Raw genomic sequence first — 12,274 nt, forward strand, 5'->3', positions numbered from 1 at the left:
CGGGAAAGCGGCGTGCGCATGTCGGATGACCTCGGCAATATCGATCTCAACATTCTCATCGCCCTGGACGCTCTGCTGGCCGAGCGCAGCGTGACACGGGCGGCGGAGCGGGTCTTCGTGGGACAGCCGGCGATGAGCGCCTCGCTCGCCCGGCTGAGGAGCCACTTCGGAGATCCGCTGCTCGTCAGACAGGGGCGGGGGATGACGCTGACCCCGCTGGCCGAGTCGCTGGTGCGGCCGACGCAGGAGGCACTGGAGGCGGTTCAGGCCGTCATGGGCGCGAGCAAGACCTTCGATCCCGCCACCGGCCCTCCTCGCACCTTCACCGTGATCGCCAGCGACTACGCCCAGACGGTGCTGATCCGGCCCATTCTGCGCAAGGTGGAGGCGGAATCGCTGAACATCCGCGTCAACGTCTTCCCCGCGCAGGCCGACTTCATCGACCAGCTCCGCCGGGGCCAGTGCGATCTGCTGATCTGGCCGACCAGCCTTGCCCAGAATCTGTCCGGCTTCTTCAGCGAGACGCTGTTCACCGACGAGTTCGTGGTGGCCGTCGACGAGAACCACCCCGGAGTGGGGGACACCATCACCGTCGATGAGCTGCGGCGGCTGCCGTTCCTCGGGATCAACGGGCCGATGACGTCGATCGTGGAGTCCCACTTCGACCGCCTGGGCGCCGGGCTCCGGGTCGCCGCCGACGTAGGGGGTTTCGCCATGGCCCCCCATCTTGTGCCCGGGACCCGTCTGGTCACCGTGTTCCAGGGACTCCTCGCGGATGAGGCCACGAGGTCGGGGCTCAGGACGATGCCGCTACCGGTCCCCATGACCACGCTGACCGAGGCCATGTACTGGCATCCCCACAACAACCATGACGCCGCCCACCGCTGGTTCCGTCACGAGCTCCTGGAGGTCGCCGCCGGACTCAGGCTGTGACCCGGCGCTTGCGGATCAGGGTGATGCCGTCCGCCATGGGGATCAGGGACATCTCCACGCGAGGATCGTCGCGGACCAGCGCGTTGAACGCGCGGACCCCTTCGGTGTCGGCGTCCCGCGCCTCGGGATCGACGACCCGGCCGAAGAACAGGGTGTTGTCCACCACGATGAGGCCGGTGTCGCCGACGAGGGTCAGCGACCGCTCGTAGTAGTCCGGAAGGCCCCGTTTGTCGGCATCGATGAACACGAGGTCGAACGAGCCGGCCCCCCGCTCGTCGATGAGGGCCTCGAGGGTGGTTGCCGCGTCACCGACGCGGACCTCGATCCGGTCCTCGACACCGGCCCGACGCCAGTAGTCGGCGCCGATGCGGGCCCAGCGGTCGGTGATGTCGCAGGTGACCAGCGTTCCGCCGGGTGCGAGCGCGCGTGCCAGGCACAGCGTGCTGTACCCGGTGAAGGTGCCGATCTCGAGGATCCCGCGCGCCGGGGTGAGACCCGCCAGCAGCGTCAGCAGCTGGCCCTCCTCGGGCATGACCTGCATCGCGCTGCCCGCGGGCAGTTGGGACGTCTGCTCGCGCAGCTCCGCGAGGACGGTGTCCTCGCGGAGGGAGAACTCCCGGACGTAACCCGAGAGCGCGGCCGAGAGCTCCAGCTGGTCCGCCATGCTGTGTCATCTCCTCGTCGGAACGGGCTGGGGCTGTGCCGCTGTCCGCCTGGGCGCGCTCCCGCGCTATGCCAGGCGGGGGGCGTGCAGCTCCATCGTGGGTGGGGGGTCATGGGGTTCGGGAAGCAGGTGGAGGCGCTCCACACCCGGCTCCCGCGGCGGGGCGAGTCCGGCCCGGCAATCGCACGGCTCGCCGGTGAAGCCGGCGAAGCGGTAGGCGACCTCCATCATCCGGTTGCGCTCGGTAGGCCGGAAGTCGGCGATCAGGTGCACGCCCGCGCGCGCGGCCTCGCCGGCCAGCCAGCCGAGGATCACCGAGCCGGCGCCGAACGACACCACGCGGCAGGACGTGGCCAGGAGCTTCAGATGCCAGACGGACGCGTGCTTCTCCAGCAGTTGCAGACCGACCGCGCCGTGCGGCCCGAACCGGTCGGTGAGCGTGGTCACCAGTACCTCGTGGTGCGGGTCGGCCAGCAGCGCGCGCAGGGCGGCGATGGAGTAGTGCACACCCGTGGCGTTCATCTGGCTGGTGCGCAGGGTCAGCTCCTCGACCCGGGAGAGCTCCTCCTCGGTGGCGCGCTGAATGCGCATCACCAGGCCGAGGGAGCGCAGGAAGTCCTCGCTCGGCCCGGTGAACTCCGCCTCGGCCGACTTCCGCTGGAATCCGGCCTGGTACATCTGCCGGCGGCGGGCCGCGTCCACGGTCACGGTGGGCGGGTTGAACTCCGGCAGGTCGGCGAGGCCGGACAGCTGCTCGGGGGTGTACGCGCGGACCTCCGGCAGATGGAACTGGACCTCCGCCCGCTCCGCCGGCTGGTCGTCGACGAAGGCGATCGTGCCGAGTGCGAAGCCGAGCTCGGCGGCGATCTCACGCACCGAGTCCGACTTCGGGCCCCAGCCGATGCGCGGCAGGAGGAAGTACTCGGCCACGCCCAGCGCTTCGAGCCGCTGCCACGCCTGGTCGTGGTCGTTCTTGCTGGCCACCGACTGGAGGATGCCGCGGCTGTCCAGTTCGGCGATGAGCTTTTCGACCGGGGCGGGCAGCGTCACCTCGCCGTCCTCCAGGAGCGTGCCCTGCCACAGGGTGTTGTCCAGGTCCCACACCAGGCACTTCACGATGGTGGCTGGTTCCGTCACTGCTTCTCCTCGTCTCAGCTCGCTGCCATCGACACCGCGTGGTCGGCGAGGATCAGCTGGCAGATCTCCGTACTGCCCTCGATGAGCTCCATGAGCTTCGCGTCGCGGTACGCGCGCTCGACCACATGACCCTCGTGCGCCGCGGCCGATCCCAGGACCTGCACCGCCGTGGCGGCACCCTGCGCGGCCTGCGCCGCGCTCACCTGCTTGGCGAGAACGGTGGCGATGACCATGTCGGGAGAGCCGCTGTCCCAGCCGCGGCTGGCGTGCTCGCACACCCGGGTGGCGATCTGCTCGGCGGTCAGCAGATTCGCCAGATGGCGGCCGACGAGCTGGTGCCGGGCGAGTGGTTCACCGAACTGCCTGCGGTCGCGGGCGTGGCGGCGGGCGGCGTCGAGACAGGCCCGCAGGATGCCCACGCAGCCCCACGCGACCGAGATCCGCCCGTACGCCAGCGCCGTCGTCACCAGCAGCATCAGCGGCTGTCCACCGCCGAGTACCGCGTCGGCGGGCAGCCGCACCTCGTCGAGGTGTACATCCGCGTGGCCCGCCGCCCGGCAGCCGGACGGCAGCGGCACCCGGCGTACGGTGACGCCCGGAGCCGAGATGGGAACCACCACGGCCGCCGCACCGGAGCCGTAGCGGCCGACGACGACGATCACATCGGCGTAGTGGGCGGCGGTGGTCCACACCTTCCGCCCGCGGACGACGACCGCGTCCCCGTCCGGTTCGATGGTCGTGGTCATCGCCGACAGATCGCTGCCGGCCTCCGCCTCGCTGAACGCGACGGCGGCGAGCCGGCCACCGGCCAGCTCCGGCAGATACATCGCGTGCTGCCGCGGGCCGCCCAAGCGCTGGATGGCCCACGCGGCCATGCCCTGCGACGTCATCACGCTCCGCAGCGAGCTGCACCGGCTGCCGACATACGCCGTGAACTCGCCGTTCGCCGCGCTGGTCGCGCCAAGGCCGCCGAAGTCCGCCGGCACCCCCGCGCACAGCAGACCGCGGGCCGCCAGCCTCCGCAGCACCTCATCGGGGATCTCACCGGACCGATCCCACTCCGCGGCCCGGTCGCCGACGAGGTCGTCGACGAGCTCGCGCGCCCCGGCGAGCGGCTCAGGCATCGGCGGGCTGCCCGGCGTCGCGCAACCGCAGCACAAGGGCGGTCATGGCCGCCACGGTGCGGAAGTTGTCCCGCTTGAGGTCGTCCCCCAGGATCTGCACCGAGAACGCCTGCTCCAGGTGGACGACGAGCTCCATCGCGAACATCGACGACACCAGCCCGGAGGCGAAGAGGTCCTGGTCGGCGGGGACTTCCGCGTTCACCCGCCCCGAGACGAACCCCGTGATCCCCTGCTCGATCCCCTCAGCGGTGATGGCCTGCTCCGCGCTCATGAAAGCACCCCTTCGTAGTCATAGAAACCGCGCCCCGTCTTGCGGCCCAAATCGCCGTGGCGCACCTTCTCCCGCAGCAGGTCACAGGGGGCGAAGGCGGGATTTCCGGTCCGCTCGGCAAGCAGCCGGAGAGCGTCCGCGAGATTGTCGAGCCCGATCAGATCGGCGGTGCGCAGCGGCCCGGTCGGATGACCGAGGCACCCTTGCATCAGCCGGTCCACGGACTCGACGCTCGCGGTGCCCTCGGCCACGATTCTCGCCGCCTCGTTGATCATGGGGTGCAGCAGCCTGCTGGTGACGAACCCCGGCGCGTCGTGCACCACGACCGCCTTCTTCCCCAATCGCCCGAGCAGGGAGAACACCGCGGCCACGGTGTCCTCGGCGGTCCGCGGGCCGCGGATCACCTCCACCATCTCGATGAGATAGGCCGGATTCATGAAGTGCACCCCGGCCAGCTCCGCGGGCCGCCGCACCGACTTCGCCAGCTCGTCGATGGGAATCCCCGACGTGTTGGTGATCAGCGTGGTCCCGGGGGCGACCACACCGGAGACCTCCGCCAGCATCCGCGCCTTGAGCGAGGAGTCCTCGGTGATCGCCTCGATCACCGCGGTGGCATCCGCCGCGGCCTCGCCGGACAGCGTCGTCGTCAGCGTTCCGGTCGCCCGGGAGCCCGGGAAGGCGCCCATGAACCGCCCGTGCCGCAGTTGCTGGGCGATTTCCGCCTCGGCGGCGCGCAACACCTCGTCCGAGACGTCGACGAGGACGACGTCCACCCCACGGCCCAGTGCCAGTGCGGTGATGCCGCACCCCATTACCCCTGCGCCGAAAACGGCGATCGTGTCCGAGCGCGGATTCGCCGTCACTCTGCCTCCGTGATTCGTCCCGTTCGGTGTGCCATGACGCTAGTCGGCTGATCGAACAGCCCGGAAGGCAACTGGTATCGATCAAGGGCATCGGCGCCAGGGATACCGGACCTATCGAGTAAACCGCCCAGCGCGCACATACCGGGCCTCTCGGAGCTCGTCCGGAAGGCTCCTCTAGGATCTTCGGCATGGCGAAGCGCGCGGTCCATCGGCGGGCCCGGAAGATATTGGGCGAGGAACCCGTGGCCCTGGTCTGGTGCGAGATCCACAAGACCATTCCCACGCCGCCCGAAGAGGTGCACCGCGCCGCGGGCAGGGGGCGGCTGAAGCCGGGTCACCACTGGCTGCTGTACGTCGGTGCCGTGGTGTTCTTCTTCATCGTCGTCCCGATGATGCTGCTCGACAAGCTGGGCACGGGTCGACGTGACCGGCCGAACGCCCGCTCCTCCGGCTCCGGCTCCGGCCGTGATCGTGATCGTGATCGCGGGCAGGATCCGGCGAACGGCGTCTTCGACGGCGACTGGAGCCTGACGGCGGGCCAGTTGCTGCTGCACTGGTACGGGCACTCACCCAACCCCAAACGCCTGGTGATGCTGGCCCGCGATCGCGTCTGTGTCGCCACGTCCCCTCGGCGTCGGCTGTCGCCCACCAAGGCCGACGACTTCCGGATCGTCGCGGAGTTCCCCCTCGATCAGGCCCGCGTCGAGGCCGAGGCGGGCCAGCCGCGTGGATTCGCCACGTTCCGGCTCCGCTTTGCCGACGGCTCCTGGCTGGAAGCAGGACGGCTGGGCGAACCCGAGGACGCGGACCACTTCCTTCGCACCATCAACGGCTGACCGTCATGACCACCTCTGATTCGCCCCTGTCCCGCGACGACCGGCGCACCGAGCTGCGGGAGTTTCTGCGCAGCCGCCGGGCCCGGGTCTCCCCGGCCAATGTCGGCATGCCGGACGGCGGCCGGCGGCGCACACCGGGGCTGCGGCGCGAGGAGGTCGCGGTGCTGGCAGGCGTCGGAGTGTCCTGGTACACGTGGCTGGAGCAGGGGCGCGACATCAAGGTGTCCGAGCAGGTCCTCGACACGATCGCCCGGGCGCTGCTGCTGGGCTCCGCCGAGCGTGCCCACCTCTACCGCCTGGCAGGACTCAATCCGCCGCAGACCCCCTCCGCGCCCTCGGCGGCGCCCTCACCCGAGGTGCGGCGATTGCTGGACGCCTGGTCACCGCGGCCCGGCTATGTCCGCGACCGCCACTGGAATTTCACTGCCGTCAACGACGCGGCACGCGTGGTGTTCGGCTACGGCGACAGCGACCACAACTGCCTGGTCTCCTTCTTCACCAACGCCCGCTACCGGGTGCTGCACCGGAACTGGGCCGAGACCGCGACCGATGTGGCCGCCGCCTTCCGGGCCGACGCGGCGCGCTACCCGGACGATCCGGAGTTCGGCCGCATCGCCGCCGATCTGGCCGCGGACAGCCCCGAATTCGCCGAGCTGTGGGCGCGTCACGATGTGGCCGAGCACACCAGCGCGGTGAAGGCGGTCGATCACCCCGACGCCGGGACAATGATCTTCGATGCCACCCTGCTGCCGCTGCCCGAGCACCCCGGGCACCACCTGATCCTGCACAACCCACGTCCCGGCACCGACACCCAGCAGCGGCTGGAGGCGCTGCTGCGGCAGCACAGCCTGGTGGTGCCACACCCAGGATGAGTGGACACTGCCCGCGTTGCCGCCGTGCCCGCAGGATCGTGGACATGAGCAACAGCAGCAGGCAGATGAAGGCAGTGACCATCCCCGAGTTCGGCGACGCCGAGGTGCTCCGCGTCGCCACCGTTCCCGTCCCCGAGCCCGGGCCGGGCCAAGTCGCCATCGATGTGGCGTACGCGGGCGCCAACTTCGCCGAGGTCCTCTACCGGCGCGGCGTGGTCGACGTGCCGCTTCCCTTTGTGCCCGGTATCGAGGTGTCGGGGCGGATCCGGGCGGTCGGTGAGGGCGTCGAGGACCTGACCGCCGGGCAGCCGGTGGCCGCGCTCTCGATCGTCGACAGCGGTGGTTACGCCGAGGTGGTGGTCACCTCGGCGGACCTGGTCGTGCCGCTGGACGGCCTCGGTATCGGGATGGACGTCGCCGCGGCGCTGCCGTCGAACAGCACTACCGCGTTCCTCGTGCTCGACCGGGTGGCCCGGATCGAGCCCGGAGAACGCGTTCTGGTCTATGCGGCGGCCGGCGGCGTGGGAAGCCAACTCGGCCAGGCCGCCCGCCTGCTGGGCGCGGGCCATGTGGTCGGCACCGTCGGCAGTGCGGCCAAGATCGAGACCGCCAGGCGCTTCGGCTACCACGAGGTGATCACACGGGACCGGATCGCCGACGCGGGCGCGTTCGACATCGTGGTCGACATGGTCGGCGGCCCGGCGCGCCGTGCGGGTCTTGACCGGCTGGCCCCGATGGGGCGCCTGGTGGTGATGGGCAACGCCTCCGGCGCCGAGGACATCGGTGTCCCGGCCAACGAACTGTGGTTCACCAACAGGACCGTCTCCGGCTTCAACCTGGCCGCCTTCTCCGCCGCCTTCCCCGCGGAGACACGCCGGGCGCTGCGCCGCGCGGTGGCGGCCGTGGCGACGGGAGATCTGCGGACGCGGGTCGAAACCCTGCCGCTGGAACAGGCCGCCGAGGCCCACCGCCGCATCGAATCGGGCACGACCACGGGCAAGCTGGTGCTCGAGGTCGCGGCGCTGTGACCTACGGCCTTCCGGTGCATCGCACGAGACGTCGGGACCAGACGCCGGGACGCGGGTGCCCGACGGGAAGGCGGGCGGGCAGGCCGCGCAGCAGTGTGTCGAGGAAGAGGTCGAAGCGGGGCGTGCCCGCCGTTTGAAGGCGATGCCGGTGCGCGCTCAAGGGCTGTCCTCGATGAGGCGTCGCAGCGAGGGGAGCAAGGTATCGAGGTCCTGGCTGGTCCGGAACGCGACGAGGGTGGTGCCGTCATCGTCCCTCTCCCCGGGGGACTGAGGCGTCGGGAAGAGAGCGAGGACTTCGCGCATCGCCTCGTCGACCTCCGCGACGGGGTCGGCGGACTCGCCCCGGAGCCATCGGCGCAGTACGTGGTTGTGGGCCGCCACCACTGCCGCCGCCATGAGCTCGGCCCGAAGCGAGGCCGCCTCGGTGGGGTCTCCCATCCAGTCCGCGATGAACTCGCGGAACAGTCGCTGGTAGCGCGCCACGCTGGCGATCTCCCGGTCCCGCAGGGCGGAAACCTTGCTGGTGAGCGCGTACCTGCGGCGCGCGAGGTCGCCCTCATCGATGTAGTGCAGCAGCACCAGGCGTACGGCGTCGGATACGGCGACCAGGGCGGTGCTGTCACTGGAGGTCGCCAGGCGGTCCCTGATCAGCTCCAGCAGCCGGTCATGATCGGGGAAGATGACCGCTTCCTTCGACCGGTAGTGCCGGAAGAACGTCGTACGGCCCACTCCGGCCCGTTCGGCGATGTCATCGACGGTGGTCCGCTCGTATCCGCGTTCGTCGAAGAGAACGAACGCGGCGTCCGCGAGCCGGATCCGCGCGGCTGGCTTGCTCATGACCGCTCATCCTTCCTTGTCTCAGTGCTCGGAGACCACTTGCCCCACCGTGCGGTACTGAGTACCGTTCATAAGACATTGAGTACCACAGGAGGTTCCGGCGTGGATCCCGTTACGCAGAGTGAGTCCCGCCCGCGGCTCCACACCACCGCGGGCAAGCTCGCGGATCTCCAGCGCCGTATCGAGGAAGCGACGCACGCCGGTTCCGCGCGCGCCGTCGAGAAGCAGCACGCCAAGGGCAAGCTGACGGCCCGTGAGCGGATCGAGCTGCTGCTCGACGAGGGCTCCTTCATGGAGCTCGACGAGTTCGCCCGGCACCGCTCCACCAACTTCGGCCTGGACGGCAACCGCCCCTACGGCGACGGCGTCGTCACCGGGTACGGCACGGTCGACGGCCGACCGGTGGCCGTGTTCTCCCAGGACTTCACCGTCTTCGGCGGCGCGCTGGGCGAGGTCTACGGCCAGAAGATCGTCAAGGTGATGGACTTCGCGCTGAGGACCGGCTGCCCGGTCATCGGCATCAACGACTCCGGCGGCGCCCGCATCCAGGAGGGTGTGGCCTCCCTCGGCGCCTACGGCGAGATCTTCCGCCGCAACACCCACGCGAGCGGTGTCATCCCGCAGATCAGCCTGGTCGTGGGCCCCTGTGCGGGGGGAGCCGTGTACTCCCCGGCGATCACCGACTTCACGGTCATGGTCGACCAGACCTCGCACATGTTCATCACCGGCCCGGACGTCATCAAGACCGTCACCGGTGAGGACGTCGGCTTCGAGGAGCTGGGCGGCGCCCGCACCCACAACGCCACCTCCGGTGTGGCCCATCACATGGCCGGCGACGAGAAGGACGCCATCGAGTACGTCAAACAGCTGCTGTCGTACCTGCCCTCCAACAACCTCTCCGCGGCGCCGGTCTTCCCCGAGGAGGCGGACCTCGCCGTCACGGACGAGGACCTGGAGCTGGACACCCTCGTGCCCGACAGCGCGAACCAGCCGTACGACATGCACAGGGTGATCGAGCACATCCTCGACGACACCGAGTTCTTCGAGACGCAGCCGCTGTTCGCGCCGAACATCGTCACCGGCTTCGGGCGGGTCGAGGGCCACCCGGTGGGCATCCTGGCCAACCAGCCGATGCGGTCCGCCGGCTGCCTGGACATCAAGGCGAGCGAGAAGGGCGCGCGCTTCGTACGCACCTGCGACGCCTTCAACATCCCGGTCATCACCTTCGTCGATGTGCCGGGCTTCCTGCCGGGCGTGGGCCAGGAGCACGACGGCATCATCCGCCGCGGCGCCAAGCTGATCTACGCCTACGCGGAGGCGACGGTCCCGCTGATCACGGTGATCACCCGCAAGGCCTTCGGCGGCGCCTATGACGTCATGGGCTCCAAACACCTGGGCGCCGACCTCAACCTGGCCTGGCCGACCGCCCAGATCGCCGTGATGGGTGCCCAGGGCGCGGTCAACATCCTGCACCGCCGCACCCTCGCCGAGGCGGAGGCCGAGGCCAAGGCCGGGACCGGCGGCCACGTGGAGGCGACCCGGGCGCGGCTCATCCAGGAATACGAGGACACCCTCCTCAACCCCTATGTCGCGGCCGAGCGCGGTTACGTCGACGCGGTGATCATGCCGTCCGAGACCCGTCGGCACATCGTGCGCGGCCTGCGTCAGCTGAGCACCAAGCGCGAGTCACTGCCGCCCAAGAAGCACGGCAACATCCCCCTCTAGTCCGGACCGCTCCCACTGGCCTCGTCGAACGAGCAGACCCCGACTCTTGGAGAAAGCAGCATGAACGACCTGTTGGAACGAACGGAGCGGGCCGGTGCCGTTGTGGCACCGCACGCGCGCGTGGTGCACCGGCCGACCGCGGCCGGGAACGAGCTGGAGTCGGCATGCTGACGAAGGTGCTGATCGCCAACCGTGGCGAGATCGCCGTCCGCGTGGCCCGGGCCTGCCGGGACGCCGGGATCGCGAGCGTGGCCGTCTACGCGGACCCGGACCGGGACGCTCTGCACGTCCGCGCCGCGGACGAGGCGTTCGCCCTGGGCGGTGACACCCCGGCGACCAGCTACCTGGTGATCGACCATATCCTGAACGCGGCACGCGAGTCCGGCGCGGACGCCGTCCACCCCGGCTACGGATTCCTCTCCGAGAACGCCGAGTTCGCCCAGGCCGTCCTGGACGCGGGCCTGATCTGGATCGGCCCCCCGCCGCACGCCATCCGCGATCTCGGTGACAAGGTCGCCGCCCGGCATATCGCCCAGCGCGCGGGTGCTCCGCTGGTGGCCGGGACCCCCGATCCCGTCTCGGGGGCGGAGGAGGTCGTGGCCTTCGCCGAACAGCACGGTCTTCCGATCGCCATCAAGGCCGCCTTCGGCGGCGGCGGCCGTGGTCTGAAGGTCGCCCGCACGATGGAAGAGGTCCCCGAGCTCTACGACTCCGCCGTCCGTGAGGCCGTGGCCGCCTTCGGGCGTGGGGAGTGCTTCGTCGAGCGCTACCTGGACAAGCCCCGGCATGTGGAGACCCAGTGCCTGGCCGACACCCACGGCAACGTGGTCGTGGTCTCCACCCGCGACTGCTCCCTCCAGCGCCGCCATCAGAAGCTGGTCGAGGAGGCCCCGGCGCCGTTCCTGTCCGAGGAGCAGAACGCCCAGCTCTACGCCGCCTCCAAGGCCATCCTCAAGGAGGCGGGCTATGTCGGGGCGGGGACGGTGGAGTTCCTGGTGGGGATGGACGGCACGATCTCGTTCCTGGAGGTCAACACCCGGCTCCAGGTGGAGCACCCGGTCACCGAGGAGGTCACCGGCATCGACCTGGTCCGCGAGATGTTCCGTATCGCGGATGGTGAGGCCATCGGGTACGACGATCCGCCGATGCGGGGGCACTCGTTCGAGTTCCGGATCAACGGTGAGGACCCGGGCCGCAACTTCCTGCCCGCCCCGGGCACGGTGACCTCCTTCGTGCCGCCCGCCGGGCCCGGTGTGCGGCTGGACGCGGGCGTGGAGTCCGGCAGCGTGATCGGCCCCGCGTGGGACTCGCTGCTGGCCAAGCTGATCGTCACCGGCGCCACGCGGAAGCAGGCCCTGGAGCGGGCGGCCCGTGCCCTGGCCGAGTTCCAGGTCGAGGGGATGGCCACGGCGATCCCGTTCCACCAGGCGGTGGTGAAGGACCCGGCGTTCACCAGCGAGCCGTTCACCATCCACACCCGCTGGATCGAGACCGAGTTCAACAACGAGATCAAGCCCTTTGCCGCCCCCTCGGACGCGGAGACGGACGAGGAGCCGGGCCGTGAGACGGTGGTCGTCGAGGTCGGCGGCAAGCGCCTGGAGGTCTCCCTGCCGTCCTCGCTGGGCCTGTCGCCGTCCCGCACCGGCCACGCCGCGGGCGCCCGCCCCAAGCGGCGCGCGGCCAGGAAGTCGGGCCCGGTCGCCTCGGGTGACACCCTCGCGTCCCCGATGCAGGGCACGATCGTCAAGGTGGCCGTCGAGGAGGGCCAGGAGGTCAAGGAGGGAGACCTGGTCGTCGTCCTGGAGGCGATGAAGATGGAGCAGCCGCTGAACGCGCACAAGTCCGGCACCATCAAGGGCCTGTCCGCCGAGATCGGCGCCTCCCTCACCTCCGGCGCCGCGATCTGCGAGATCAAGGACTGACGAACGCATCAGCCGGTCCTCGCGAGGTACACCGCTGAATGCCCTGATCTGCCACATCCGTG

12 protein-coding genes are annotated in these 12,274 nt (G+C 70.2%); 6 read left to right on the forward strand and 6 right to left on the reverse strand.

Features of this window, described 5'->3' with window-relative positions:
* The first annotated feature begins 18 nt into the window (after positions 1 to 18).
* Complete coding sequence (locus tag KHP12_RS49410) at positions 19 to 933, forward strand: LysR family transcriptional regulator (protein WP_246644176.1); 915 nt, start codon at positions 19 to 21, stop codon at positions 931 to 933.
* Here the strand turns inward: KHP12_RS49410 and KHP12_RS49415 are convergent.
* The 5 genes from KHP12_RS49415 to KHP12_RS49435 all read right to left on the reverse strand — a co-directional run bounded on the left by KHP12_RS49415 (position 923) and on the right by KHP12_RS49435 (position 4,992).
* Positions 923 to 1,597 (reverse strand): O-methyltransferase, encoded by a 675-nt coding sequence (locus KHP12_RS49415; protein WP_037951834.1) that lies wholly within the window; start codon positions 1,595 to 1,597, stop codon positions 923 to 925. The two genes, KHP12_RS49410 and KHP12_RS49415, sit on opposite strands and share 11 nt — an antisense overlap.
* A 66-nt stretch (positions 1,598 to 1,663) precedes the next feature.
* Positions 1,664 to 2,734 carry an HAD-IIIC family phosphatase gene (locus KHP12_RS49420; protein WP_086883806.1) on the reverse strand — a complete coding sequence of 357 codons (1,071 nt, stop codon included), beginning with the start codon at positions 2,732 to 2,734 and terminating at the stop codon, positions 1,664 to 1,666.
* Positions 2,735 to 2,748: 14 nt separating this feature from the next.
* Positions 2,749 to 3,858: an acyl-CoA dehydrogenase family protein gene (locus KHP12_RS49425; protein ID WP_086883807.1), complete on the reverse strand. Its 1,110-nt coding sequence runs from the start codon at positions 3,856 to 3,858 to the stop codon at positions 2,749 to 2,751.
* Positions 3,851 to 4,129, reverse strand: a complete 279-nt coding sequence (locus KHP12_RS49430) for an acyl carrier protein (protein ID WP_086883808.1) — start codon at positions 4,127 to 4,129, stop codon at positions 3,851 to 3,853. The genes KHP12_RS49425 and KHP12_RS49430 overlap by 8 nt, the downstream gene beginning before the upstream one ends.
* Positions 4,126 to 4,992 (reverse strand): 3-hydroxyacyl-CoA dehydrogenase family protein, encoded by an 867-nt coding sequence (locus KHP12_RS49435; RefSeq protein WP_276328656.1) that lies wholly within the window; start codon positions 4,990 to 4,992, stop codon positions 4,126 to 4,128. The genes KHP12_RS49430 and KHP12_RS49435 overlap by 4 nt, the downstream gene beginning before the upstream one ends.
* Positions 4,993 to 5,180: 188 nt before the next feature.
* Between KHP12_RS49435 and KHP12_RS49440 the strand changes: the two genes are divergently transcribed.
* From KHP12_RS49440 to KHP12_RS49450, 3 genes are read left to right on the forward strand one after another with little or no spacing between them, the layout of a single operon-like run.
* Positions 5,181 to 5,828 (forward strand): hypothetical protein, encoded by a 648-nt coding sequence (locus KHP12_RS49440; RefSeq protein WP_086883810.1) that lies wholly within the window; start codon positions 5,181 to 5,183, stop codon positions 5,826 to 5,828.
* Positions 5,829 to 5,833: 5 nt separating this feature from the next.
* Positions 5,834 to 6,700, forward strand: a complete 867-nt coding sequence (locus tag KHP12_RS49445; protein WP_211834772.1) for a helix-turn-helix transcriptional regulator — start codon at positions 5,834 to 5,836, stop codon at positions 6,698 to 6,700.
* 44 nt (positions 6,701 to 6,744) lie between these two features.
* A complete protein-coding gene (locus KHP12_RS49450) occupies positions 6,745 to 7,728 on the forward strand; it encodes a quinone oxidoreductase family protein (protein WP_086883812.1) in 984 nt (327 codons plus the stop codon).
* Positions 7,729 to 7,884: 156 nt separating this feature from the next.
* Here the strand turns inward: KHP12_RS49450 and KHP12_RS49455 are convergent, their stop codons facing one another.
* Entirely contained in the window at positions 7,885 to 8,565 is a 681-nt protein-coding gene (locus KHP12_RS49455) for a TetR/AcrR family transcriptional regulator (RefSeq protein WP_086883813.1), read from the reverse strand.
* 102 nt (positions 8,566 to 8,667) lie between these two features.
* Here KHP12_RS49455 and KHP12_RS49460 point away from each other — a divergent pair, with 102 nt between their 5' ends.
* Positions 8,668 to 10,290, forward strand: a complete 1,623-nt coding sequence (locus tag KHP12_RS49460; RefSeq protein ID WP_086883814.1) for an acyl-CoA carboxylase subunit beta — start codon at positions 8,668 to 8,670, stop codon at positions 10,288 to 10,290.
* Positions 10,291 to 10,457: 167 nt separating this feature from the next.
* On the forward strand, positions 10,458 to 12,212 hold the full coding sequence (locus KHP12_RS49465; RefSeq protein WP_086883817.1) for an acetyl/propionyl/methylcrotonyl-CoA carboxylase subunit alpha: 1,755 nt from the start codon (positions 10,458 to 10,460) through the stop codon (positions 12,210 to 12,212).
* Positions 12,213 to 12,274: the final 62 nt, after the last annotated feature.

The sequence above is a fragment of the Streptomyces asiaticus genome (assembly GCF_018138715.1).
GTDB lineage: Bacteria > Actinomycetota > Actinomycetes > Streptomycetales > Streptomycetaceae > Streptomyces > Streptomyces asiaticus.

What these genes read in the sequence shown, in the direction of transcription:
- KHP12_RS49440 (WP_086883810.1), top strand. Translation starts at nt 5,181, where the DNA reads ATGGCGAAGCGCGCGGTCCATCGGCGGGCCCGGAAGATATTGGGCGAG.
- KHP12_RS49450 (WP_086883812.1), top strand. Translation starts at nt 6,745, where the DNA reads ATGAGCAACAGCAGCAGGCAGATGAAGGCAGTGACCATCCCCGAGTTC.
- KHP12_RS49430 (WP_086883808.1), bottom strand. Translation starts at nt 4,129, where the DNA reads ATGAGCGCGGAGCAGGCCATCACCGCTGAGGGGATCGAGCAGGGGATC.
- KHP12_RS49425 (WP_086883807.1), bottom strand. Translation starts at nt 3,858, where the DNA reads ATGCCTGAGCCGCTCGCCGGGGCGCGCGAGCTCGTCGACGACCTCGTC.
- KHP12_RS49415 (WP_037951834.1), bottom strand. Translation starts at nt 1,597, where the DNA reads ATGGCGGACCAGCTGGAGCTCTCGGCCGCGCTCTCGGGTTACGTCCGG.
- KHP12_RS49455 (WP_086883813.1), bottom strand. Translation starts at nt 8,565, where the DNA reads ATGAGCAAGCCAGCCGCGCGGATCCGGCTCGCGGACGCCGCGTTCGTT.
- KHP12_RS49445 (WP_211834772.1), top strand. Translation starts at nt 5,834, where the DNA reads ATGACCACCTCTGATTCGCCCCTGTCCCGCGACGACCGGCGCACCGAG.
- KHP12_RS49410 (WP_246644176.1), top strand. Translation starts at nt 19, where the DNA reads ATGTCGGATGACCTCGGCAATATCGATCTCAACATTCTCATCGCCCTG.